Annotated in this window: 22 protein-coding genes and 1 tRNA gene; 8 read left to right on the top strand and 15 right to left on the bottom strand. The window is 56.8% G+C overall.

Annotated features, from left to right (window positions below; all coding sequences use genetic code 11):
• Positions 1-61: 61 nt before the first annotated feature.
• Entirely contained in the window at positions 62-547 is a 486-nt protein-coding gene (locus tag H6F75_RS25295; protein ID WP_190755711.1) for a 2Fe-2S iron-sulfur cluster-binding protein, read from the bottom strand.
• A 94-nt stretch (positions 548-641) separates the two neighbouring features.
• Positions 642-1430 carry a hypothetical protein gene (locus H6F75_RS25290; RefSeq protein ID WP_190755709.1) on the bottom strand — a complete coding sequence of 263 codons (789 nt, stop codon included), beginning with the start codon at positions 1428-1430 and terminating at the stop codon, positions 642-644.
• Between the two features lie 213 nt (positions 1431-1643).
• On the opposite strand from H6F75_RS25290, the gene H6F75_RS25285 reads away from it, so the two are divergent.
• Entirely contained in the window at positions 1644-2666 is a 1023-nt protein-coding gene (locus H6F75_RS25285; RefSeq protein WP_190755707.1) for a LysR family transcriptional regulator, read from the top strand.
• A 26-nt stretch (positions 2667-2692) separates the two neighbouring features.
• Here H6F75_RS25285 and H6F75_RS25280 read toward each other — a convergent pair whose 3' ends face one another.
• From H6F75_RS25280 to H6F75_RS25270, 3 genes are all read right to left on the bottom strand, one after another.
• Entirely contained in the window at positions 2693-3427 is a 735-nt protein-coding gene (locus H6F75_RS25280; protein WP_190755705.1) for a Crp/Fnr family transcriptional regulator, read from the bottom strand.
• Between the two features lie 666 nt (positions 3428-4093).
• Positions 4094-5038 carry an alpha/beta hydrolase gene (locus H6F75_RS25275; protein ID WP_190755703.1) on the bottom strand — a complete coding sequence of 315 codons (945 nt, stop codon included), beginning with the start codon at positions 5036-5038 and terminating at the stop codon, positions 4094-4096.
• Between the two features lie 40 nt (positions 5039-5078).
• A complete protein-coding gene (locus H6F75_RS25270) occupies positions 5079-5795 on the bottom strand; it encodes a hypothetical protein (RefSeq protein ID WP_073607212.1) in 717 nt (238 codons plus the stop codon).
• A gap of 404 nt (positions 5796-6199) precedes the next feature.
• Between H6F75_RS25270 and H6F75_RS25265 the strand changes: the two genes are divergently transcribed.
• A complete protein-coding gene (locus H6F75_RS25265; RefSeq protein ID WP_190755702.1) occupies positions 6200-6721 on the top strand; it encodes a GNAT family N-acetyltransferase in 522 nt (173 codons plus the stop codon).
• A gap of 119 nt (positions 6722-6840) precedes the next feature.
• Here H6F75_RS25265 and H6F75_RS25260 read toward each other — a convergent pair whose 3' ends face one another.
• Positions 6841-7254 (bottom strand): DUF4332 domain-containing protein, encoded by a 414-nt coding sequence (locus H6F75_RS25260; RefSeq protein WP_190755701.1) that lies wholly within the window; start codon positions 7252-7254, stop codon positions 6841-6843.
• A 91-nt stretch (positions 7255-7345) separates the two neighbouring features.
• Here H6F75_RS25260 and H6F75_RS25255 point away from each other — a divergent pair.
• Together H6F75_RS25255 and H6F75_RS25250 are read left to right on the top strand one after the other, a co-directional pair.
• Positions 7346-7419 (top strand) — tRNA-Pro (locus H6F75_RS25255).
• A 145-nt stretch (positions 7420-7564) separates the two neighbouring features.
• The gene (locus H6F75_RS25250) at positions 7565-8308 is read left to right on the top strand and encodes a Tic22 family protein (protein WP_190755698.1); all 744 of its coding nucleotides are present in this window, start codon (positions 7565-7567) and stop codon (positions 8306-8308) included.
• A 141-nt stretch (positions 8309-8449) separates the two neighbouring features.
• Here H6F75_RS25250 and H6F75_RS25245 read toward each other — a convergent pair whose 3' ends face one another.
• From H6F75_RS25245 to H6F75_RS25235, 3 genes are all read right to left on the bottom strand, one after another.
• On the bottom strand, positions 8450-10654 hold the full coding sequence (locus H6F75_RS25245; protein ID WP_190755696.1) for a phosphoketolase: 2205 nt from the start codon (positions 10652-10654) through the stop codon (positions 8450-8452).
• A 219-nt stretch (positions 10655-10873) separates the two neighbouring features.
• Positions 10874-11344 (bottom strand): hypothetical protein, encoded by a 471-nt coding sequence (locus tag H6F75_RS25240; RefSeq protein WP_190755694.1) that lies wholly within the window; start codon positions 11342-11344, stop codon positions 10874-10876.
• Positions 11345-11367: 23 nt separating this feature from the next.
• Positions 11368-11772 carry an NIL domain-containing protein gene (locus tag H6F75_RS25235; protein ID WP_190625038.1) on the bottom strand — a complete coding sequence of 135 codons (405 nt, stop codon included), beginning with the start codon at positions 11770-11772 and terminating at the stop codon, positions 11368-11370.
• 112 nt (positions 11773-11884) lie between these two features.
• Between H6F75_RS25235 and H6F75_RS25230 the strand changes: the two genes are divergently transcribed.
• Together H6F75_RS25230 and H6F75_RS25225 are read left to right on the top strand one after the other, a co-directional pair.
• Positions 11885-12466, top strand: a complete 582-nt coding sequence (locus H6F75_RS25230) for a thioredoxin family protein (RefSeq protein WP_190755692.1) — start codon at positions 11885-11887, stop codon at positions 12464-12466.
• A gap of 203 nt (positions 12467-12669) precedes the next feature.
• Positions 12670-12837, top strand: coding sequence for a hypothetical protein (locus tag H6F75_RS25225; RefSeq protein WP_190755690.1), 168 nt, complete (start codon positions 12670-12672; stop codon positions 12835-12837).
• Positions 12838-12922: 85 nt separating this feature from the next.
• On the opposite strand, the gene ald is transcribed toward H6F75_RS25225, so the two are convergent.
• From ald to H6F75_RS25200, 5 genes are all read right to left on the bottom strand, one after another.
• A complete protein-coding gene (gene ald / locus H6F75_RS25220; RefSeq protein WP_190755687.1) occupies positions 12923-14038 on the bottom strand; it encodes an alanine dehydrogenase in 1116 nt (371 codons plus the stop codon).
• An 85-nt stretch (positions 14039-14123) separates the two neighbouring features.
• The gene (locus tag H6F75_RS25215) at positions 14124-15386 is read right to left on the bottom strand and encodes a hybrid sensor histidine kinase/response regulator (protein WP_190755685.1); all 1263 of its coding nucleotides are present in this window, start codon (positions 15384-15386) and stop codon (positions 14124-14126) included.
• A 179-nt stretch (positions 15387-15565) separates the two neighbouring features.
• A complete protein-coding gene (locus H6F75_RS25210; protein ID WP_190755683.1) occupies positions 15566-16807 on the bottom strand; it encodes an adenylate/guanylate cyclase domain-containing protein in 1242 nt (413 codons plus the stop codon).
• A 176-nt stretch (positions 16808-16983) separates the two neighbouring features.
• The gene (locus H6F75_RS25205) at positions 16984-17454 is read right to left on the bottom strand and encodes a cupredoxin domain-containing protein (RefSeq protein ID WP_190755681.1); all 471 of its coding nucleotides are present in this window, start codon (positions 17452-17454) and stop codon (positions 16984-16986) included.
• 11 nt (positions 17455-17465) lie between these two features.
• Positions 17466-17999, bottom strand: a complete 534-nt coding sequence (locus tag H6F75_RS25200; protein ID WP_190755679.1) for a peptidoglycan-binding domain-containing protein — start codon at positions 17997-17999, stop codon at positions 17466-17468.
• A 419-nt stretch (positions 18000-18418) separates the two neighbouring features.
• Here H6F75_RS25200 and H6F75_RS25195 point away from each other — a divergent pair, with 419 nt between their 5' ends.
• Both H6F75_RS25195 and H6F75_RS25190 read left to right on the top strand, forming a co-directional pair.
• Positions 18419-19078 (top strand): hypothetical protein, encoded by a 660-nt coding sequence (locus H6F75_RS25195; RefSeq protein ID WP_190755677.1) that lies wholly within the window; start codon positions 18419-18421, stop codon positions 19076-19078.
• 83 nt (positions 19079-19161) lie between these two features.
• Entirely contained in the window at positions 19162-19884 is a 723-nt protein-coding gene (locus tag H6F75_RS25190; RefSeq protein ID WP_242020349.1) for a thioredoxin domain-containing protein, read from the top strand.
• A gap of 115 nt (positions 19885-19999) precedes the next feature.
• On the opposite strand, the gene H6F75_RS25185 is transcribed toward H6F75_RS25190, so the two are convergent.
• Positions 20000-23740 (bottom strand): EAL domain-containing protein, encoded by a 3741-nt coding sequence (locus tag H6F75_RS25185; RefSeq protein ID WP_190755673.1) that lies wholly within the window; start codon positions 23738-23740, stop codon positions 20000-20002.
• Positions 23741-24371: the final 631 nt, after the last annotated feature.

Genomic DNA, 24371 nt, shown 5'->3' with positions numbered 1-24371 from the left:
GCCTTACCATAACAGATGTTTTCTGGGGTTCGGCATCGCCCCTCAGCCTACAGGCCTAAGCCTACAAATCTTTGCTCTGACTAAAGAATTCGCCCACTTTAAAACTAGCGGTGCTCTCGAGCTGGGCCATCGTCGATCGCGTAATTAGCTTGCCCTGCTCTACCAGCACCTCACCGGTAATCGGGTGCAGCAGATCCTGGTCAGCCCGGCGGCCAATCAGAGCTTCAATATCTTGGAGCGAATTGACGTACATCCCCGGCGGTAGCTCGACGATGACACCATTGTTCACCACTCGGGCTTGGCAGGCCAAGCGCGAATTGGGTTTGCAGGAGGTAATGACCTCCAGGGTGCGCTGCTCGCGACGGTTGATCGGCGTCAGAGCCTCCATACCCGACTGCACGTAGATGTGGCAAGTAGCGCACATACCTCGGCCACCGCACTCCTTAAGCACATCTAAATCTTTGTTTAGAAGTACTGAAAGCAGGTTGCCGTTGGTTTCAACGGAGGTTTCTTGGGCAATAGGCTCTAGGCGAACAGTTTTGGACATGGGTACAACGGGGGTAAGGATATAGAGGAAAGAGCCTGGTCATCGGTTAAGCGCATAGCGACAGCCATAGGGCTCTGCTGACGCCTATGCCTAGCTAGCCATTGGATAGAGGCCCCAGCAAAAGGCCCTGCTCCTGAGGGGTAAGGGTTTGACCAGTAGCCAGGGTTTGAAAATTGCGGATAGTTCTGCCGCCGCGCCCCAAAAACGCTGTCACCCACTCTTTCATCCACTGGTGTTGTTCTGCCGTTAGAGGCGCTCGACCATCGGCGGCGACAGTAAAGTGGCCATCCTTTTGAATCTCAAACTGCTCTAGCCAGGGGTGAGCCGGGCGAGACTGCTTCCAAGTATTGATGACCATGGTTTTTCCCAGATATTGGGTAGCGCCATCGCTGAGGTGGTTGAGGGCCGCAATGACCTCTTGGCAACTTGGAGTTAGGGTACCCCGCTTAGGGGCCGCAGGCTCCAGCGGAGGGGCCGCAGCCCCAGGAACCGTGCCAGCACCGCTGAGGGTGACGCAGCCAGCCAGCAGTCGAAAGGTCGGCACTGCGTTGTGGGGAGCTTCTACCAGGGTGGCTTTGAGCTGACTAATGGCCGTACGATAGTCGGCTAGGGGCATCTGGTCGGTGATGAGCACCAGCAAAATTAGGCCCTGATCGAGCTTGTAGATGTGGGCCAGCTGATTGGCAAAGCGAAAGGTAAACGTGTCGAAATGGGCGGGAGTGGTTTCGACCACCTGCTGAATACCCTGGGCGAGGGCATCCTGTTGATGGGAGTTGAGGCTGATGTCTGGCCCAAAGAAAAAGGGGCGGTTGCGTCCGTCAATGAGCGCCATCCCAGAGATGCCGGGCAAATTCAGGACATTCTGGATCACCTGACGTTTCATAAATCCTTAGGGTCTCGCTCTAAATTTTGGTGTTGAGTGTCCCGAACCAAGTAATCTAGGGATGGCAGACTTAATTCAGCACCGGCCTTAAAAGGCATGAGCTTGGGTCATTAGTTTACCCAGGGGTGGTGCGGTGGCACCACGGGGAGTAGCCTGTATTACTATCATGGTTTGTTGGCAGCCCAGGATTATCGTACGTTAGGGTTAATGCCCATGTCTGACCTTCCCTTTACCCTCGATCAGCTGCGTATTCTCAAAGCTATTGCAGCGGAGGGCAGCTTCAAACGAGCGGCAGACAGTTTATACGTGTCTCAGCCAGCGGTCAGCCTTCAGGTGCAAAACCTAGAGCGCCAGCTAGATGTGCCGCTGTTTGATCGGGGTGGACGACGGGCGCAGCTCACCGAGGCCGGGCATTTGCTACTGAGCTACGGCGATCGCATCCTGAGCTTGTGTCAGGAGACCTGCCGCGCCATTGAGGATCTGCAAAACTTGCAGGGGGGCACCTTGATTATCGGCGCCAGCCAAACTACCGGCACTTACTTGCTACCCCGCATGATTGGCCTCTTTCGCCAAAAGTACGCCGATGTGGCGGTGCAGCTGCATGTGCACTCCACCCGCCGCACGGCCTGGAGTGTGGCCAATGGCCAGGTTGACCTAGCGATTATTGGTGGCGAACTGCCTCCCGAACTACAGGACTCTTTAGAAAGAGTGCCCTACGCCGAGGACGAACTCGCACTGATCATGCCGATGTATCATCCGCTGGCCAGTCAAGCAGTGATTCAGCGAGAAGACCTCTACAAGCTGCACTTCATCGCCCTGGATTCGCAGTCAACCATTCGTAAGGTGATCGACCAGGTACTGACCCGCTGCGGCATCGAAACCCGCCGTCTCAAAATTGAGATGGAGCTCAACTCCATTGAGGCGATTAAAACCGCTGTGCAGTCAGGGTTGGGAGTGGCCTTTGTGTCGAACTCAGCGATCGAGAAAGAGTTGCAGATGGGGGTACTGCACCGGGCCAAGATCGATGCAGTGGTTGTCAACCGCACCCTGTCAGTGATCTTTAACCCCAACCGTTATCGTTCTAAGGCCGCCGCTGCTTTTACCGCTGAGATTTTGCCCCAGTTCACCAACCTACCCCTAAACTTCAAACCCATAGGCGCGGAGAAGAACGGGACTGACAAGAACGGCACCAAGCCCACCGCTCCACCGCCAGAGCCACTTAACCTCAGCCCTTAGAGGATTTCCGCACGAGGCCAGCCTACCTATGCCTCCCGGATTGTTGCTGGGTCGCCTGGAATCGCAATCAAGCCATCTTTGTGAATGTGAATCAGCTTGCGCTGGCGCAGCTTGCCCATCAGCCGGGTCACCGTCACCCGAGTGGAACCAATGGCGCTGCCAATCTGGGCGTGGGTGAGGGACCAGGGCAGGTAGTAGCCAGACTCGTAGGGCTCGCCAAATTCTTCAATTAGCAGGGTGAGAAAGCCGAGCAGGCGATCAATCGTGCGCCGCTGGCCCAGGGTGCTTAGCCACAGCAGCTTGCGCTGGTGTTGGTAGCGAAAGGCGTCGAGCACCTCTCGCCGAAAGTGAGGCCAATTGTCAAGATCGCTCCAGTACAACCAAATCACGGTGGTCTGATCGACGTGGGCAAAACTTTGCAGCAGGAAGGGCGACTGAGCCACAATTTCAAAGGGCTGACCAGCCCCGACAAACCCTAGAAATGCCTCTTCACTTAACCCGACCGCTAACCCGTCGACGGTATCGTCATCGCCGGATTCATCTAGCTCTGGGCCAGCCAACTCCGGAGCCATCTCAGCACCCTGGGCGCTGCCCACCAGTCGCACGGAGCCCCGCTCAACTAGGTATAGCAGCCCAGAGCGAGCGGGAATGCGCTCGTCTTTATTAAAGGTTCTGGCCCTATAGTGGGCATGGGCCCAGTCGGTAATACGCTGCCAGGTCAAGAACGGTCGGGCATTGTCGGAGCGAGGAGATGATTGCATAGCAATAGCTGGGCTAAACGGTACAGACCGTGACCATGGGGCAAAGGGTAGGTGCGATCGCTCAGGACGAGTGAGTAATGTCAGCAGCACTCACTGGGTAGACTACCACTCCATCGGGAACAGGCGGGTTATCAGCCGCTATCGACTGGCCTCATCACAACGGGCATGGGTTCTCGAATTTAAACGCTTCCTCCAGTTCAAACAGTTCTGCAACAGCAGCAAACCTGACTTGTTTCAGACTCGTGTAAATTTGTCATCGTGAAGGTTACGTAAACCATCCAATACTAATACAGAGATCCCGTAATTTCCCGTAGCACCTTTAGCTAACCGGCGACATTCTACGGATCCTTTCTCTTATTCTTTCTATTAAACAGCTTAGTTAGTTGAGCTCAGTTTGCTATCTCTCTAAAGCCCTGTAGCCAGCTAATAGGTTGCATGATAAGGCGATCGCCCCACCGGGCAGCTTTACCCCTAAATTTCCATAAGAAAAACTGTTCGTTCAACCAGGTTTTAGGGGGTGACATTTTCCTAGAGCAGGCCTATAGTATAAATGTGTGAGGAGCGAACCAGAAGAGATGCCGAGACGAAACACGGCCAGTCGTCGGCATCTCTTTTGTTTTGTACGTGATTAAAATTCGTCATGGGTTCTGGCCATCGCTTCATGCGCTAGCCCTGGCAAAATTGAGAATCTTTTTCCCCATTGCGATCAGCTCTTTCTGAATTGAAGCAGTGGGTTTTGAGAATACTTCGCAGTGCTTGAGTGACCATCTGAGGCTGTTCTAGCATGGCCAAATGGCCGCAGTTTTCAATTTCAATGACCGGAAGTTCTCCTGGGCAGCCACCTTGGAGATAGCCTGCTAAGTGGTGCACATAGCGCAGGTTCATGACTTGGTCTTGGCGACCCGCGATAAAGTACACCGGCTGCTTGAGCGTAGCCACTAGCCGGGGCAGCAGGTGCACTTCAGCTTCGGTGGTTGATTCTAGCAGGGAGCCCAGGGCAGCGGCGGGGTCTGCCTGGAGCAGATCGAGGCAGCGATCGCGGCCCCAGCGGTAGTCCAACGGCTGGTGCACCATCATGCGGGTGAGCAGCAGCGGCAGCAGCGGCAATCGCCCTAACCAAGGTCGTCGCCAGCCCACAATGTACTGACCCGCCTGGCGAAACTGCTGAAACTCCCGGTCCAGGTAAAGACCACCGCCCGCATTCAGACAGACCACTCCCTGCACCAGTTGCGGGTAGCAGTGGGCCATCCACAGCGCCAGGCTACCGCCAAGAGAATGGCCCACTAGCCACACCGGGCCCAGGTTGAGCTGCTCTAGCAGCGCCGCTAAGTCACGGGCATAGGCCCCCAAACCGTAGGGCGATCCCGAAGCTCCCCAGCATTGGGCAGCAGCAGGAATACCTGGGATGTGGTGCTCAAGGCCGTGGCGAGATTCGCCAAATCCCCGCAGGTCGTAGGACAGGCAGGGGTAATCAATACGCAGCCCATCAATTAGCGGTTGCCAATACCGATGGCTGAGCAACCAGCCGTGAATAAAAACTAGAGGCGGGGCCTCACCCTCGTTGGTGAGCTGATAATAGTGGGGTACACCAAAGACTGTGGCGGTGGCCATAGGGTCATGGCCTCTGAGGCCGGGCTATGACCATCGTACCCTAGCTCATTAAGCGGTAGCGCATGCCCTCAGCAATTTTTTGCCCCAAGTAGTCCGGAATCAGGCTCTCGTTGGGCCCAAGTAAGTAAAGAATGAGCCGAGTACGCCCCCGCCACACCAATAGGTTGGCGTTAACTACTAGCAGATCTTCTTGCCAGATGGCGTACATCACCTTATAAAAAAGTCCTGGCTGGTTGTCAGCTTCGATTAGTAGCGCCGGCAGATGAAAAACTGGATCCACGTAAAACTCTGTCTCTACCCGTTCGAGCCCGGCATTGAGGTTGAACTCCACGGTCAGCATTTCTTCTACTTCAAAATGTCCCGCCAGAGTTTCTTGAATAGCGCGGCAGACATTGTCAGTAGTCTTAGGGCTGAGGGCCTTACCCCCTCGAGACACTACCAACTTAATAAACACCAGCATGGGCGGATAGATCTGCCCGTAGAGACTGAGATTGTGAATGGTCAGCCCGTAGGCCGCTAGCACCCCAAAAATGTCGCTCAGCAAAAATGATTGGTTGCGATAGACAAAGTGCAGCGCGCTTTTGTTGCCCTCGGGCTTAATGTCGAGCACAGCCTTGCGCTGCTTATAGAGCTGGTAGGCCAAGCGCAAGTTTTGCAGCTGAATCTCGCTGCTGACGAACTGCTCATAAAATTGAGGGAAAGCTCGGTTGAAGCGCTTCAACAGCTCAACCGTTGAGGGGTTTAAGCCAGCGGCCATGGTGGGAAGGATGGAACTCCATGGAGGTAACGTTAGCATTTGCCGCATCAGGAAACCCTAGCAAAAGCAAGAATCTATCCCCGTCCTAACGCTTTTGGCCACCGTTGTCGTCGGGGGAACCTCCTAAGTACTGGGGCAGCGGCGGCAGACACCCAAAGGAACTACAGCGCACCTTGAAGGCTCAGGCTGCGATCGCCTACACACTCCTTAAGACAGAGCCCTCCTGCAGCCCACATAAATCTCCAGTATTACCAGAAGCATAGGGATTTTATGGGGATATACTATGAGAAACGGTCGTCAGGCTTTTAAGTCTAACCCTTAGCCGTAGCCAATGTGCCGCGCTATTGAGGTGCTTGACTTATACTGCTGAGCGTTGTGCCACTTCATTATCAGACAGGACCTGCATGGGTTTTTGGAAAAGTCTTTTTGTCGGATCTGATGGCGCTGCGTCCGGAGAAACAAGGTCGGCAGGTACCGTCTTAGAAGCTCTGCCTGAGCAGGGTGAAGGGTCAACCATCGTGTTTAGCACCGATCGCGACCTTGACCTCTACGAACTCGAAGAGTTGTGCAACGCTGTGGGCTGGGCCCGCCGCCCCATTCGCAAAGTTAAAAAAGCCATTCAGCACAGCTATTTAGTTGTCACCATGTGGGAGCAGCGCGGCGCGCGGCGCCGCCTAGTCGGCTTTTCTCGCGCTACCTCTGACCACGCCTTTAACGCCACGATCTGGGATGTAGTTGTGCATCCTGACTTTCAAGGGCGTGGTTTAGGCAAAGAGCTTATGCGCCAGCTGATCAAAAAACTGCGCAGCGAAGATATTAGCAACGTGACGTTATTTGCTGACCCGCAGGTGGTTGAGTTTTATAAGGGTCTAGGTTTTATGCCCGATCCCGAAGGCATCAAGGGCATGTTTTGGTACCCGGATTAGGGCCAGCATAGGGCGCAGAGCGATCAGCAAAGTGTTAACCAGTCGGCAGGTCATGCCCCAAGCCACATCAAAAATTTCAACCAGCTAACAATCCTGAGAATGCCGTCTGTCTTCTGAATTTAGGCTGAGCGAGCAAGGGCTTTGGCCTGTTGAATCCAGAGACTGACTTGGTCAGGGGTAGGGCACAGGTCGTTGCGCTGCAGAGTAGCCACATGTAGCCGCCGCAGCCGGGTATAAAGCCCTTGGGCCGTAGCATCAGCCAGCTGCGCCACTGAGATAATGCCAGCGTGCAGCAGCAGCCCGTTAAACTCACAACCCACGGCTGGCACCCGAGCCAATTCTGCCAAAATCACCCACTTAGTGACGTAGCGCAGGGGCACCTGCATTTTTTTGGCCAGGATTTGGCGATGGTCTACTGTGGCCCCATAGCGACGGAGTTGGTCAGTGCTTGTTAAGCCCAGCTGGGCCATCCCTTGAGCATGGGCGGCACTCAAACCAGGCAGCTGCTCAAGGGGATAGGCTGGGCTAGCCATAGGGAACCTGTATTGATAAGGACGTTCATCTAGGCATGAGCCATGCTGTACCAGCAGAAAAGCAGGCTATACTGGTGGGCATGTTGGTCTACGGGATGTAGCGCAGCTTGGTAGCGCGCCTGCTTTGGGAGCAGGATGTCGCAGGTTCAAATCCTGTCATCCCGATTTTGAGTATAGTGGCTTGCTTTAGGCAGATAGTAGGACTGTCACAGGGAGCCACAAAACATACTGTTGGTTTGTAGTATTTATAGTCAGGATATTGACGATAATCCGCCTGCTTCTTTGCCGTTACGCTACGCAGAAACACCCTATGAAACACCTCTTTTCTTCCCTTCTACGGCCTCTTCCCCTAATGACCCTGGTTAGCGGCAGCTTGCTGGGGGGGAGTCTGACGATGCCTCTACCCGCCACCGCTTTGGGCGAAGAGGCCATTGTTGACAAACTTGAGCAGGTGCCGGTCTTTGTAATTTTGAACTCTGACGGTCAACCTCTCACCGCTGCGGCCGAGGTCGATGATCAGGAAGTTAAGGTGCCCGTAGTGTTTATTGATGGCGAGGCGGCTGAAGAGTTTTTGACCCGCGCTCAAGAAGAAGATCCCAGCGCTGAGGTGGCTCTGGTGGATCTCGGTACCCTGTACCAAGAGACAGTCCTCGGCGATGAAGAGAAGGTGCCGCTGCTGTATCTTCCCATTGGCGATGAGTTGGATACAGCGATCGCGCTCCAGTCCAATTTTCAAGGGGTGCCCCTGTTCATAGCTCGCCAGGGGGCAGACGGTCCTTACCTGACCATCAATCAGGATGGCCAGGCATCACTGCCCATGTTTTTCTCGCGCAACGATCTGCAAACGCTGCTCGATCGCTACGAGGAGTCTGATGCCGAAGCCGCCGCCGGCATTGTGGTACAAGTGCTTTCGCTCGAGTGGTTGCTGGCTACCATGACCAGCAACAGCGATCCTGAACTCGACGCTCAACTTCAACAGGTGCGACTCTTTCCCTCTACTGAAGTGCTCAACTACATTCGAGCCCAAGACTCAGCGCCGGCTGCTGGAGAATAAAACTCCCCATCCCGTTGGGGATAACCCAACTGAAATTCGGGATTAGCAAAACAAAAATAGCCGACGGCTTCGACTCTACTAAGCCATCGGCTATTTTTGTTTTTGGGGCCGCTATGGCCACACGGACGGCTGGATCAGACCTTAGCCTAGCAGCGCCGTAGACCTGGCTACAAACTCGTCGGCGGTAAGGCCGTTGAGCGCCATAATCTGACCAGCGCTGGCGGTGGTTTCGCCCCGTCTCCAGCAAAAGGTGTCGCGAGGAGCAGTACTGCGCAGCATGATGGGTTCGAGCATGGCGCTCGACCCCCCCGTCACCCCAATCAGCACGTCGCCACCAAAGAGCCGCTCGAACCCAGCGTCGTCCAAGAAACTACTGTCCGGCTCAGAGCACATATCCCAAGCAACGTCGGTAGGGCGATAGAGCTGACGGGGATTGACCACTGACACAATGCGGCTGCCAATGCCCTTAACCGCTAACTGTTCAGCCGCCTCAAAAACAGGTATCAGAGTCATATCGCCGATCACGGCAAACACAACGGTTTTATCGCCAGCGATGCTGGTCAAGGTTACCGCTCCCTCGGCTAGGGCGCGGCGGGTCTGCTCAAAGGTGGTGCGAACGGGCAGGGGCGACTTGCTGGCCGTGATCGTGATGCCTTTGTTACGAGTCGCCAAAGCCCAGTCGTAGCACACCTGAATGCTGTTGGCGTCGGTGGGAAAGAGCGCGTACACGTTGCCGTTGCGCAGCATGCCCGCAAAATAGTTCTCCACCTCAGGGCGCTGGTGAGTCCAGCCATTGCGGCCCTGTTCCAAGGCTCCAGCGGTAAACAGGGCGATCGTAGACGGAGTCGGGCGGCGCAACTCGGCCATCGCTTGGGTGACAGTCTGCCAAATTGGCAGGCCATTGATCGCAAAAGATTCGTAGGAGCACCAGAGAGTGCGAGCGCCAAACAGGGCCTGGGCAGCGGCGAGCCCAGCGCAGGCGTCTTCGCTAAGGGGTTCGTACACCTGACCCTGGGGCTGCTGGAAGTAGGTGGCGTCGGTGGTGGGGTGAATGATTTTGAGCGCCTGGTTGATGTTGTTGATGCCGGAGGCGGCGTTGCCGTCGGCGTTAGTGACTACAAACTGCGCATCTTGCTGACCCACATAGCCCACCAGAGCACCCATGGCCGTGGTGGCCACCTGCTTGTCACCCCCAACAGGAAATTCGTTGAGGGGCAGAGAACCCAGATCGGCCAGGGGCAGTACTGATTCTGTGACCGCTGTTTTAGCGCCAGGACCGCCCATGGAACGCTCATAGTTGGTGCGCACCAGCGCCCAGGCGTCGGGATGCAGGGCGCGGGTGGTGAGGGCGCTGACGATGTAGTCGCGCTGGAGGGAGTCGCCGGGGTAGAGGTTGTGGGACTGAGCGCCGCGCTTGTGGACACCGGCCCCCTTAAGCTGTTTGACGATCAGCACGCTGAGGGTGCCGCCCAGAGCGAGCTTGGCCGCTTTATCAGTGGCTTCGAGCACGGCTTGGGTAAAGGCAAACCGCTGGGGAAAGGAGAAGGCAGTACTGTCTACGTAATCGCCAGGCTGGTTGGCATCGTCGAAGTCTTTGGCATCGACCAGTATTACCTCTTGGAAGCCGTTGCCGCGCCAGTAGTCGATCATGGCCTGGTTGGACTTGGTCGAGACCATGCTGTGGTGCTCCTGGCTGTAGCCATTCCACACCAGGATGGGTAGAAAATTGGTAACGGTGGGGTAGGCGGTATTGAAGTGGCCAAAGCTGCTCATGATGTAGGGTTCGCCCAGCCCCCCATCGCCGATGGTGACGGGAAACAGGACGCCGGGGTGCAGCTTGGCTCCGACCATGGCGAAGTGCTGGCCCTGACCCAGCGGTCCGGCGGGGTTGAGCAGGCCGGGAATTTGGCCAGACAGGTGACCTAGCAGACCGTGGGTCTCGCGAAAGCGATCGCACAGCTGCTGTACGGTTTCAATCCCCATATCCTCTAGGGAGCGATCCAAAAACACATTGCTGTAGAAGCCGGGGGCGTGGTGGCCGACCTCGGTAATGATGTTTTTGTGGCCCAACATGACTAGGGAGGCGATCGCCTCAGCAATACTCGCAAACCCGCCGGGGTGGCCCGACTCTTTGCTGGCGGTGACTTGTAGGGTGAGGTAGCGCAGCGCATCGGCAGCCAGCAGGGTCTGGTAGACGGCTACCGGCTCGCTGGGGGAAGACACGGCGGTTTGCTCTGGGGCGATCGCCGCCGACTGACCATAGGCCGCGAACTCGGGAGGCAGCTCCCCAAAGTGCTGAATGCCTTCGCAAAAAGCCGGAATCGATTGCGTGGTGGCCACCGTCATACCTTAACCCTCTAGCTAGCGTCAAAAGAACCATGACTCCCCAGTCTTGCTTGCGCGCCCGATTTGATTGAAAGTTGTCTGCCCAGCAGGCGCAATTGTATACAGTTGGCAAGGAGCTGTTAACCATCCTACACAGCGATGGGGCACCGAGGAGGTGGACACCATTACGATTCTGAGGAGCTGAGATTGGGGTAAGCCGACATTTATCTTGTTGAGAGCTTAGAGGGGTGCGCCAGGAATTGTGGCCGATCGCAACAGGACGGGTAGCCAGCTCAGGGCTAGCCCCAGAAGCGCTAGGGCTGACAGCCAAACAAAGGCCACCCTGTCTCTATAGCCAGCGATTAAATTGTCGACTCGGGCCAGCAGCGACACGGCAATGAGCATGACGAAGTAGGCGAACCGCTGAAACTGGCTGACGGCTGCCACGGCCAGCGAGGCGAGGGCGAGCGCCATGATGAAATAGCCCAGATCAGACTGAAAGCCCAGCAGCAGGAGCTGCCGCATTTTGGGCCAGCCTAGGGTAATCGCCCAAGCCCCCCAAATCGCCAGCAGAGCGCTCACGGCCCAGCCCGTGGGAGATGTCTCGTTGTGGTGCAAAAACCCACCGTAGGTAGCGTAGGCCATGATCAAGAGCGTCCATGAGAGCCAGTGGCTCTGGAGCACGGTAGACAGGGAGCGGCCGGGTCTCATGGCGATCGCCTCGCAGGGGACAGCTAAAGATTGGTGGAAATGGCCTGCACGGGGCAGGTAGGCACGCACTGCTCGCAGACAATGCAGCGCGATCGCGCAAAAGTTAGCCGGTAGGTTTCTGGGTCGAGGGTGAGGGCGCGGGTGGGGCAAACTCCAGTACACAGACCGCAGTGGACGCAGAGGTCTTCGTCGACGACAATTTCGCCGCTGGCGCTCGACACCTCAATACCCTGCACCTCTAACCAGTCAACGGCGTCGTTGAGCTGGTCGATGTCGCCCGACAGCTCGACCACCAGGGTGCCCACTTGGTTGGGGGCGACCTGGGCACGAATAATGTTGGCAGCAATATTGAAATCTTTGGCCAGTCGGTAGGTAATCGGCATGTGCACCGACCGCTTGGGGAAAATTAGCTTGACCCGTTTTTTCATGGCCGCCTCTACACCCCGATTCTTTTACACTAAATGTTAGCGGGCTGCTTCCATCCTAACCGGAGAGCCAGCCTGTCCTACCTTCATCGAATGCTGAGATTGCCGTCGCCCTATGCCAGACAATTCCCCTAGCCCTACGGAATTTCCTTCGAGCCGCGCCCGCAATTTGGTGGTCGCGATCGCAGCCATCGGGCTGGCGATCGCCATGGTCTTAGGAATTCGCACCCAATCGACCACGCCTTCGCTGAGCGAACTGGCCGCCAGTGCCGTGCCCTACGAGGTGGCCCAAACCAACGGTAAGCCCACGCTGCTAGAGTTTTATGCCAACTGGTGCACCAGCTGCCAGGCCATGGCGGGCGACATGGCTGAGCTGCGCCAGGGGTATGGCGATCGCGTCAATTTCGTCATGCTTAACATCGACAACAACAAGTGGCTGCCCGAAATGCTGGCCTACCGCGTTGAGGGCATTCCCCACTTTGTCTACATGGGAGCTGACGCCCACCCGATTGCTACCGCCGTGGGTGAACAGCCCCGGCAGATTCTCAGTGACAACCTAGATGCGCTGATCGCCCAGGCTCCCCTGCCCCACCGGCAAACCTTTGGCCGAGCTTCAGAGGTAGAGGGCGATTTTCTGTCGCGGCAGAGTGCCGTCAATGACGATCCTCGCGCTCACGGCAGCACCGTGGTGAACTGAGCAAAAAGCTACCGCCGCCTCGTAGGGTGGGCACTGCCCACCGTCCCACTCAGGCAAAGGATAGGGCTTCCGCCTCAATGCTTAACCCCCAAGCGCCTCGCCTACCAGCTTTCTAACCACGGCAAGGGAAAACCTGCTAACCAAATGTATGGGATGTAGGCTGCGTCCACCCTACATCCTGGGGTCCCAGGAGGGATGTGTCGTTGCCCAATGTCCAGTTTCCCTGCGCACCGTTGCTGTTGCGGCTCAATGCGTTGGTGCAGCGGCGCAACACTTCGGTGCAGCTGCACAACTCGTTCGATCGCATGGTTACACCGTCGCTGTCATCGCGCCGGGCTTTCCTGGAGCAACGTAATCCTTTGCTGCTGTAGAGCAATTTGCCGTAGTCACCCTTCACAGGCTTAGGTGCTCAATGCACAACGTCACTGTCATTAGCGAATGTCAATGATTCACGTTCTACACCCCTACCAACGTTCCACCGGTCTGCCCTGCCAAATCGGGAAACACCTCTCGCACCGCAGGATGGACGATCTGCCCCGCCGAAACATTCAGCCCCGCAGCCAAGCCACTGTCAGTAGCCAGCGCATCCAGCCCGTTGCGCGCTAGTTTGAGCACGTAGGGCAGGGTAGCGTTGTTAAGGGCCTGGGTGGCCGTCCAGGGCACAGCACCGGGCATGTTGGGCACGCCAAAGTGCACTACCCCCTGCTCGACATAGGTCGGCTGGCTATGGGAGGTGGGGCGCAGGGTTTCAATGCAACCGCCCTGGTCCACAGCGACGTCAATAATGACTGAGCCGGGGCGCATGGTGGCCACCAGCTCCTTCGAGACCAGGGTAGGAGCCTTGCGTCCGGGCACCAACACCGCCCCAATTAGCAGATCGGCCTGGGGTACAGAGGCGGCAATTTGGGCGGGGCCGCTATAAAGTAGCTCAACGCGGGAACCGAACAGGGTTTCGAGGTAGGCCAGGCGATCGACGTTGAGATCGATAATCTGCACCCTGGCCCCCAGCCCGATGGCCATTTTGGCAGCCTCGGTACCGACCACACCGCCGCCTAAAATCACTACGGTGCCGGGGGCCACACCGGGCATGCCGCCCAGCAACACCCCTCGCCCCCCCTGCTGGCGCTCTAGATAGCGGGCACCAAACTGGACCGAGAGTCGTCCGGCAATCACGCTCATGGGGGTGAGCAGGGGCAGCCTGCCGTCGGCAGCGGTGACGGTTTCGTAGGCGATCGCCTCAATGCCGCTCTGCATTAGCGCTGCGGTGAGCGATCGCTCGGCGGCCAAATGCAGGTAGGTAAATAAAATCAGGTCGCGGCGAAAAAAGCCGTACTCCGAAGGCTGAGGTTCTTTGACCTTCACCACCATGTCCTGGCTCCAGGCGGTGGCCGCGTCGGCTACCAGGGTGGCCCCAGCCGCGTGATAGTCGCCATCCTCAAAGCCCGACCCGGCCCCAGCTCCGGTTTGCACTACCACCGAGTGCCCCTGCTGAGCGAGGCTTTGCACCGCCGCTGGGGTCAACCCCACGCGAAATTCCTGATCTTTGATTTCCTTGGGTAGCCCAATGCGCATAGTGTCGCTTAAGTAGGTGGAAGGGTACTTCCATGCTAGCTAAACCCCCAGGCGAGGCCATCCCCTAGTAGGCCGAGGGCTTCCCTTACTCTGCGCTGCCAAGTTGGGGCAAATAAAGCGTGAAGCAGCTTCCCTGGCCAGCTTCAGACGTGAGGGAAATAATCCCGTTGTGGAGCTTCGCAATCCGCTGGGATAGGTGCAGTCCCAAACCATGGCCCGCCCGAGCATGGTTGCCCTGGCGAAACCACTCAAACACCGCCGCCTGCTCGGCGGCGGGAATGCCGATGCCAGTGTCGGCTACAGACAGCCAAACCCAGGGGCGATTCTCCAGAGGAGAGGCTACGCCATCGCGAGGGGAGCCGGTCGCCTCAACCTCAGGCGGCAGGTGCGGTTCACTGCCCACCGTAACGGTGACATGGCCGACATCAGTAAATTTGATGGCATTGCCAATCAGATTGGTAATTACCCGGCGCAGCTCTAAATGGTCGCCGGCAACGGTAAACGCATCGTCGTTCAACAGACTGTTCCCTCGAGTAAACCCATCTGTAGTAGCACCGCCGTTGAGGGCCCCGGCAGAGACGGGGTGAGGAGAATCTACCCGGTCAGCCCGACACAGCACAGCCGTAAGCGATTTCTCGGCGGCAATGGGGGCCAACTCAGTCACTACGGTTTCAGCCAGGTTAAAGAGATTGACGGGCGACAGGGTCAGCGCCTTGTGCCCAGCCTCATGGCGGTACACCTCGAGTAGCGTATTGACCATGCTGAGCAGATGGCGGTTGCTATCGACAATGGTGGCGAGCGCCTCTTTGCCGTCGTCGGGCATGGGGCCAAAGGCATCGCCCTGGCACAGCTTGAGCATGCGGTTGGCAGCCACCAGAGGAGTGCGCAGGTCGTGGGTGAGACGGGCCACAAAGTCGTCCCGCTGACGAATCATATTGGCTTGGGCATCCATGCTGCGCTTGAGGCGAAGCAGCGATCGCACCCTAGCCCGCAGTTCATTGACGTCCACTGGCTTGCGGATGAAATCATCTGCCCCAGCATCAAGCCCCTGCACCAGACTCGACTGATCGTGGGCCGTGATCAGCAAAATGGGAATATAGGGCAGGCTTGTATCGTCGCGAATCCTTTGGGTCACGGCATAGCCATCTAGGCCCGGCATCATGACATCGAGCAAAATTAGATCCGGGGGAGGTACCTGCCGTACCACATCCAAGGCCGCCTGGCCGCTCTCCACACAGGTCATGCGGTAGTCAGGATCGTCCAGAATCGACTCGATCAGGAACAAGTTGTCTGGAGAATCGTCTACAGCCAGGATAGCGAAGGAGTCATCGGGGAAATCCGGAGGCATTACGGGTTCAACACTCTTGGCGGGGCACTTCTTTATAAAATTTCTGTGGTGGTCTACAAAGCGTAACCAAGGTAGCAAATAAGCTTAACGATCTAACCTTAGAGATGCCACAATACCGTGTCAACAACCTCTATCGGAGGGCATAGCCTCCCTACTGTGGCTGTTGCTGAGTGAGGATCCTAAGCGAGGGTAAACAGCTCCAGTTCTTGGGCTCGACCGCGAATAGGGTGCACCCCCACAGACTGCAAAGGCCAGGAAACCGCTCGCTGTCGAGTGGCATCGCTCACTAGCACCCCATGTCCCAAAGTCTTCGTTAACGCTTCGAGCCGGGCGGCCACGTTGACCGTATCGCCAATCACCGTAAACTCAAGGCGACCGCTGGTGCCCAGGCAGCCCGCAACCACTGGGCCAGAGTGTACCCCGACTCCCATAGCCAAGGGCGAAATTTGCGTGACCTCCCGCACCATAGCGGAGGCGGCGGTGAGGGCGCTACGGGCATGGTTTTCTAACGGGTCGGGGGCGCCAAAAACCGCCAGCATGCCGTCGCCCATAAACTTATCTACCCAGCCCCCGTGATGCTCCACAATAGTGGCCAATAACCCCTGATAGCGATTGAGAAAATCCAGGGCCGTCTGGGGTTCTAGAGCCTCAGCAAAGTGGGTAAACTCGCGCAGATCGGTCACCACCACGGTAACGTCACGCTTCTGGGACTGTTGCAGCAGTTCTAAGGGCGCCTCAAAGGCCGCTTCGACAATGGTTTTAGGCAAAAACTGCGCCATCAGCAGGCGGCCCGACTCATTTTTGACGTGGCGGCGCACAATCACCGCCATGCGCATGCCCAAATAGCCGGTGCCAAATACCGTGATGCCGGCAAACAGGGCCAGGGCCAGATTGAGCTTAAACAGCACCGCCGCGTAGCCAAAGTTAGCCAGAGCCAGCAGGGAGGTGAGCAGCGCCGCGCGGCGGCTCAGACGCAGCCCTCCCGATACAGCCACCAGGCTGCAAAAAGCCACCACATTGGTCAAAATCAGCGGTTGAGTAGCCCCCAGCACCCGCCAAATATTGGTGATGAAGGCCCACAGCAGCAGGTTGTCGAAGAGGGGAATGATCACCTGCCAGTGGTGCAGGGCTTCCATTGACAGGCCCTGGCGCAAAATGACCACCAGCCCGAGGGCAAACAGGTTAGCGCAGAGGCTAATGATCATCACAGTGGGCGGCACGTGGTCTTTGCCCAGCAGCGCCTGGGGAAACAAAAATACGGCCACGTCGAGCAGCAGGGAGATCAGCAGCACGCCCATGCGCACGTAGGACAGCTGGAGTTCGTTGCGGTGGGCCTCTCGGGAGACTACCTGATCGAGGGCGGCCTGGATGCTGAGGCGACGGGAGAGAGTGGTTGCGCCCGAAGGGGTTTGAAAGGTCATCTCCACTAACGGTTGAGGGGGAGCACAGAAGCGATGTCCCTGATGAGGCGAAGGGCGGCGGTGGTCAAAGACCGGCCCCTTTAGGGCCATCGCGCCGCAACCTGACGGCTTAGTTCATTAAAGCACGGCCTTTTCCATGCTTTTGGGCTTGTAAGTGAAGGTTAACTCTAGGAAAGTTACGCTGGGTTTGGAACAACTTTAAGCTGCCCGACCATACCTGCTTCGGCATGGCCTGCGATCGCACAGTGCAGCTCGTAGGTGCCAGGGCGCTCAGGCACAAACACCCACTCGGCGATCGCTCCCGGCTTGAGTTCTAGCTCGTGGATCGCCCCCTTCACCTCTACATTGCCCGCCTGCACCTTTTGGGTCCAGAGGCCGTCGGCAAAGTCTTTGGCGGTGAAATAGTGCTTTTCGGGGCTGGGGTTGTCGAGCACCAGGCGATAGCGCTGACCCGCCGTGAAGGTGAGCTGGTCAGGCTCAAACCGCAGGTTGCCTGCCGGTGTGCCCAGGTGAATGGTGACGGTTGATGGCGGGGCTGGTGATGCGATCGCGCCGCTGGCCCCCACAGTCAGCCTCAGAGCCAGCAGCAGCCCCATTACCAAAGCCAAGACTGCCCGCCGCCCTTGCCCTACCTGTCGCTGGCCCATAGCACCTATTCCTATAAATACCCCAGGGGAAGACCGTCGGGGTATGCCGTCTTCAGGGATTCTATCGCGCGCTGGGTGGTAGGCCCCATGATGCCGTCAATCGCACCGCTGTAGACTCCCACTCGCTTGAGGTAGGCCTGAAGGGCTTTAGTACCGTGCTGCAAATCGTTCCACAAGGTATCAACCCAGGTTTGCCCGAGGATGCGCTGGAGCCGGTGCTGCTGCTGTCGCAGCACATCGGCGGGCATGAGGTTGAGGTGTTCGCCCACCCAGCCATCGGCCTCGTCGAGCCAAAAGCTGAGCAGCGGGTCATCGACGGCCTGGTCTAAAATCGCGCTCAAGCGAGCCTCGTCAGCAGCAGACAGCCGGGGTTGAAGGGCCAGAGTGCAGTAGTCAACCAGCGTCTGGCGGTGCTGTTCTAGCCCCCGCCTGAGCGCGTCAATCGGGGCTTGGTCTCGGGCGGTGAGTAGATCGACTACAGCGGAGCCGGGAGCGCCTGCCATAGAAGGATCGTCTAGGGGTGCCGTCGCGTGTTCCGTGTTCATGACTCCTCGCGTGCCTCCGGAGGGAAAGCAAAATAGACAACCGAGATTGGCTAACCGCCCGCTGCTGTGGTGCCCATGCGATGGCCCTAGGGGGCCGGTCTAGCCCCTCTAGGGCGGCTATGCCAACGACCATCGCAGAGCAGAGTGCCACAGGCTTACGCCAGCCAGCTGCCAAGCAGTCAAAACCCAGGCAAAGCCCCAAACTAAACCCGGTTAAAGCCAAGGCTAACTGGGTTTGGAGATTGCCGCACTAGTGTATTAGTGGCTTGAGGCCGCCGTTTGTGACAAGCCAATCCAAAATTTTTTGCCAGAATTCTTTCACGGTTTTTGAGCGCCAGTTTCCGCGATTTGAAATGTCACAGTGGAGTCATTTCTATCACTTAGAAAGTGAGTGATGCCGCACTAAGGCCCTAGGGAATATGAGCCAACCTGACGACACCAGTGGTTTTAATGAGTTCCGCCCACCCGCCGATGCTCCAGCCCAAGATGTGTTCGATCAAGCGCTGAGTGAAATTCTCAGCAAAGACAACGCCCATGCCTACACCCTGCTCAGTGCCATTCAAAGAACTCTCAAGCAGTACCACCTAGACGCCCAGTTCGAAGCCCACGAAATTCTCCACGAGGCCTATCTGCGGGGCAAAAAGAAGCTCCAGACTGGAGAGGTGATTCGCAACCCCTATGCCTGGCTCAAGGCTACGGCCGTTCACGTAATCTACGAACGCAAGCGCCAGCACCGCGCCAGTGCCACCGACCCCCAGGTCATAGAGGCGATCCTGCCTGACTATCGCCTCAACCTGATGCAGCAGCAGATGCTGCTGGAAGAGCTGGACCTGCTCTACCAGGCTTTGCACCTGCTCTACCAAGAAGACCCCACCGCCACCTGCCTACTCTATCTACGCACCGTGCGCGGCTGGTCGTGGGACCAAATTAGTCAGTGGCTGACCGCTGAGGGGCAGCCGCTAGCCAGTGAAGTCGCCCTGCGCCAGCGCGCTTCTCGGGCCAAGCGCCGCCTGCACAACATCGTCTGGCAACGCATTGATCAGGGCGCTCCACCCGCTGGGCCGCTGCCCTGCCGGTAGGCAACGTTTCTCTGAGAAAAAGCTGGCTAGGCTGCCCCCACAGCGGCATGATGAGGATAGCCCTAGCACGGAAAAGGAAGCCCATGGATAAGGTCTTGGCGCGGCTGCGCGAATCCAAACTGCTGCTGTGGAGCATTGTGGTCGCTTTGCTGGTGGGAACAGCAATTCCACTGGTGATTTTCTTACCCCGGCGCAACCAGGCCAGTCCGCCCCCTGACCCCGAGGCCCATCAGGAAATCGTCACCGAGGTGATCACCTCAAGCGATCGGGCTAGCTTAATTGGCTCTTCGCCTACCAAGGGCAACCCCAACGCGCCAATTGTGTTGTTTAAGTTCTCCGACTTTCAGTGCCCCTACTGTGCCGTGGCGGCGGGCAACATGAATGAGTTTGTGGACCAGCACGAGGACGAAATTTTCTACGTCTATAAGCATTTTCCCCTCACCCAAATTCACCCCGAGGCGATGCCGTCAGCGAAGGCGGCCTGGGCGGCGGGGCAGCAGGGGCAGTTTTGGCTCTACCACGACGGTCTGTTTGTCAACCAAAATCGCTTGGGCGAAGACCTCTATATTGAACTGGCCGAAGCCATGCAGCTCGACATGGAGCAGTTCAACCGCGATCGCACCAGTGCCGCAGCCGAGTCCGCTATTAGCCAAGACCTAGCCCTGGCCGAGCAGCTTCAGCTTCAGGGCACGCCCTCCTTCATCATGAATGACCTGCTGATTCCTGGCGGTGCCCCCCCTGAACTGTTTGAGAAAATTTTTAACCAGATCAACGCGGCTATTCAGAGCCAGAGCGAGCCTCAGTAGGCTGCTAAGCAAAGGGATAGGGGAGCGGGGTTTGGGGTTTAAGGTATAGGGTTCAGGGTGTAGGGTTCAAAGCAGACCTTAAACCCTACACCTTGAACCCTGAACCCTTTAATCCCTAAGCTTGAGCCACCTGAACCTCGGTCAGCTCAGCTAAAAGCGTTTCTGCTACCGCCGTCGTGACCGGAGCATTAAACAGATACCCCTGGCCCAGTTGACAGCCTAGCGATCTAAGCTGCTGAAGTTGTTCTGGGGTTTCGATGCCTTCGGCAATGGTGGTTAAGCCTAGCTGCTGAGACAGATTAATAATCGTTCTCGCCATGCTGAGGTTGCGGTGATTCTCAGACAGGTTGCTGACAAACGACCGATCGATTTTGAGATTGTTGACCGAGAGCCGGTGCAAATAGCTGAGGGAAGAGAACCCGGTACCAAAGTCGTCAATGCTGATCTGGATGGCCTGGTGGTTGAGCTGCTGTAGCCGCTGGTTGATGACTTCGATGTCTTCCATAAACATGCTCTCAGTAATTTCGAGGGCGAGACAATGCCCTGGCAAACCGGTTTCAGCCAAAACCTGCTCCACGAGATCCACCAGGTTGGCCTCTTTGAGCTGAACCACCGAGAGGTTAACGCTCATTTTGAGCGCTGCTGCTGTAGGGAACTGCACCTGCCAGGCGGCCAATTGCTGACAGGCGGTCTTTAACACCCAGGTGCCGAGGGGCACGATTAGCCCTGTATCTTCGGCAATGGGGATGAAGTCAACCGGAGAGATCATGCCTTTGACCGGATGCTGCCAGCGCACCAGGGCCTCAAAGCCCACTAGGTGGCCAGTGGCCAGATCGACGATGGGCTGGTAGCGCAGGGTCAGCTCCTGCTGGGCAATAGCCAGACGCAGGGCGTTTTCCAGCTCTAGGCGCTGCAACGCCTTCTGATGCATGGTTTGGTTGAAAATCGTATAGCCCAGCTGGCCCGTTTGCTTGGCTGAGTACATGGCAATCTCGGCGTCGCGCAAAATATTGATGCCTTCGCTGTAGCTGCGATCGCCCACCACAATGCCAATACTGGCGCCGATGACAACCTCTTGGCTAGCCAGAGGTATAGCCGTTTGAAAACTGCTCAACACTCGCTCGGCGGTGCGCACCGCCGCCGTCAGATTGTCAATATCTTCGATCAGCAGCACAAATTCGTCGCCGCCTAGGCGAGCCGCCAGATCAACGCCGCCGATGGCCGCCTGCAGCCGCTTGGCAATCAGCTGGAGCAGGCGATCGCCCACCTGATGCCCCAGGCTATCGTTAATGACCTTGAAGCGATCGAGATCAATGAGCAGCACCGCAAACTGGGCGTCATCGTGCTGATGAATCCGCTTGACGGCCAGATTCAACCGCTCAAGCAGCAGGCTGCGATTGGGCAATCCGGTCAGGCTGTCATGGGTGGCATCGTGCTCCATCTGCTGAAGCATTCGCACCTGGTCACTAATGTCGCGAGAGCTGGTTTGCAGGTAGGTGGGCACGCCCTCGTCTGAGCAGATCACCTTGATGAGCGTTTCGAGCCAGATGTAGCGCCTGTTTTTGCAGCGCGCCCGATAGGTGATTGGGCCAGCAGCTGGATCGTGAAGTGCCTGCTGAAACTGAGGCTGAATCAGGGGGCGATCTTCTGGATGGCACTGGCGGTAGGGATCGCTGCCCACCAAGTCTTCGGGCTCGAAACCCAGGAGCGCACTGCAAGAGGGGCTCAGGTAGAGAAACTTACCCGACAGGTCGTGCAGACAGACCAAATCTTTAACATTTTCGGCCAGCAGTCGAAAGCGGACCTCACTCTGCTGCAAGGCCGCTTTAGCCTGCTGACGCTCTAGCTCAGCGGCGGCTCGGTTGGCAAAAATTTGCAGAATGGTGGCATAGTCAATGCGATCGCGCAGTGGCCGTTTGCTCATCACGCAGAGCAGACCTAGCACATCGCCCCCGGCGCTGGTCATCGTTACCCCGACGTAGCCCTTTAGCTCCAAACGCTCCAAAAAGGAGTTGGTGGGAAACGACTGGGCAACCTGGTCAACGCAGCGATGAAAACCCTGATTTAGCACCAGGGCACAGGGCATCTCTGTCGCTGCGATCGTGATATTGGGCTGTAGCTCTCCCTCACACCAAAAGGCTAAGGTGCGCATCTCATCGGTTTGGCGTTCTGCCACATAGACGCAGTCGGCATCTAGGGCCGAGGCCAAATGCCCCACCAGCTGTTGAAAAAATGCCTCCCCGGTGACCGCTGCCGTACCAGCCATCAACTGTTGCAGGGCATCGGTGGCCTGCTTAATTTCAGTAATATCTCGCTCAATCACAACGTAGCGATAAACCTCACCCTGCTCGTCTCGAATCGGAAACGAGCGATTCCAAATCCATCGGGTATGGCCATCGGCACCTATGAATCGATATTCGTCATTGAAAAAGGCTTTGCCCTGAAGCTCGTTCGCAAATTTCTCACCAACCCAGGGGCGATCGTCAGGATGAACATACTGTAGCCAGGCCCCAGGGGAAGAGTTGTCTGCCACGACATCCTGGTAGAGATCCGCAAACCGATGGTTGGAGTAAATCAGCTTGCCAGTGCTGACCTCTCGCAGCAGCAGCGAGTCTTCGATGCCATCGACAATTTGCCGCAGTTGTTCATGGCTCCGCTTCAGCGATCGCCCCATGAGCCTTTTGGCTTGAAGCTGCTGCCTGAGCTGCGAGTTGCTGGTGCGCAGCGCTGTTTCCTGGGCAAACAAGTTAGCAGTCAGCTGGGTAAACGCCTCCGTTAACCGAGAGACCTCGTTGCGGCCCTTAACCCGGGGCAGCAACACATCGCGGTTGCCGTCGCGAATTTGATCGGCGGCAGCAGCAATTTGTAGCAGGGGCTTAGTGATGCGGTAGGCCGCGATCCAACCCACAACCACAAACCCACTGCCGAGGCCCAATCCGCCCAGCAAAATTTTCCAAAACAGGGCTCGAGCTGGGCTAAAGGCTGTAGACACCGGCTCGTGCACTAAAATTGTCCAGCCCAGGCCGGGGTAGCTGCTGTGCCCCTGACTGCTGACAAACCCGACTAAATAGTGTTGACCATCGGGCCAGCGCTCTACGGTAAAACCCTTTGTCTCAGTCTGGGCCAGGCGCAAGCTGTTTAAGTTCAGCTGCTGCCCCTGCCAGGCCTCAGGGCCAAGAATGACCTTGCCCAGAGCATCGACAATAAAAACAGCTTGGTTGTTGGCAGTGGGCTCCTGCATCAGTGAGGCAGCTACCCCTTCTACCCATTCCCAGGTGATGTGAGCCCCTAAAACGCCCTGGAGTTCTCCCCGATCGCTGTAGACAGGGGCGGCCACATCGAGCAGGCGCAGCGGGGCTCCATCGGCCTTGGGGGGCAAGAGTTTACTCAGCAGCTTGGCATCGTGCACATCTCCCACAAAGGGTTCATTTTTAGCCGCAACAAACCAGTCTCGCTCAGCCACGCTCACTCCCTCTAGCAAGTCCTGAGTGCTGACTTGAACGACACCCTGGGCGTCGGTATAGCCAATCCAGGTGTAGTCGGGGTAAGTGCTCTGGAGGCGTTCAAGCAAAGACTGCCGCTCACCTGTGGGTTGTGAAAACTCTCCCACCAGCTTGAACTCGGCAATAATTTGAATCTCACGGTAGCGCTCAAACAAGCTGCGATCTAGTTCTTCTGTGAGTTGATCGGCCATCATTGCCAATCTGTAACCCATATCGCGCTCGATCTGATCCTCCGCCTGCTTTCCAGCCACGCCGCCTAAAACAGCCGACAACAAAAGCGTGATGCTGCTAAAAGCAATTCCCAGGCGGATCCCTAGGCTGGTATTGACCCAGGACGGAAAAAATCGCTGCATACGCTAAAAGGTGAGGGAGCTAAGAAACCTAAGAGGGCAATGAGCCTAAACTTTGCTGCACATAATGCACAAGGTCAGGCAGATAGAGTCGAATAGATGGGTATAACTACTGCCAAACGCTCAGAGCCCAATGAGTGAGCCTGGCTATGCTGGGGTAGTAAAGTTCGCCGCGGAAAAACAGTGAAGTAAATGTCTAACGCGCCCTCAAAATTGGAGATTTTGGTTGTTTAGAGACATCTACTTTGTGATTGGGATCCTAGAAAATACCTACGTGCATACCTAAAATCAGTTGTGGAATGCTAGATTTCAAAGATTTCAATCCGTATTTTTAGTGGTTAAAAAACGCACACTGCATCTTGTGAGTGTGCCCACTTCATGGGTCTTTTATACAGTAGTAGAACCCCACAACCTTTAAGCAAATCTAAAGGTCAATACGTCTAAACTACCTGCCCTTGAGCAGACTGTCTAATCTCTGTTTTAAAGCAGGGGAATTAGTGATTAATTCGATTAAATCTATATAGATTTGTCTATGTAGAACTGAGCGGGTGGCTAGCCCAGTTGACCAGCACCCCAGTCACCAGAGAACTATGACAGTTGAGTGTGCCAGTTGAGCCGTCTGCCTGCCATATCG

It is taken from the genome of Nodosilinea sp. FACHB-131, from assembly GCF_014695395.1.
Classification (GTDB): Bacteria; Cyanobacteriota; Cyanobacteriia; order Phormidesmidales; family Phormidesmidaceae; genus Nodosilinea.
Note: the sequence above shows the minus strand (reverse complement) of the source record. Positions and strands in the feature narration are given on the sequence as shown.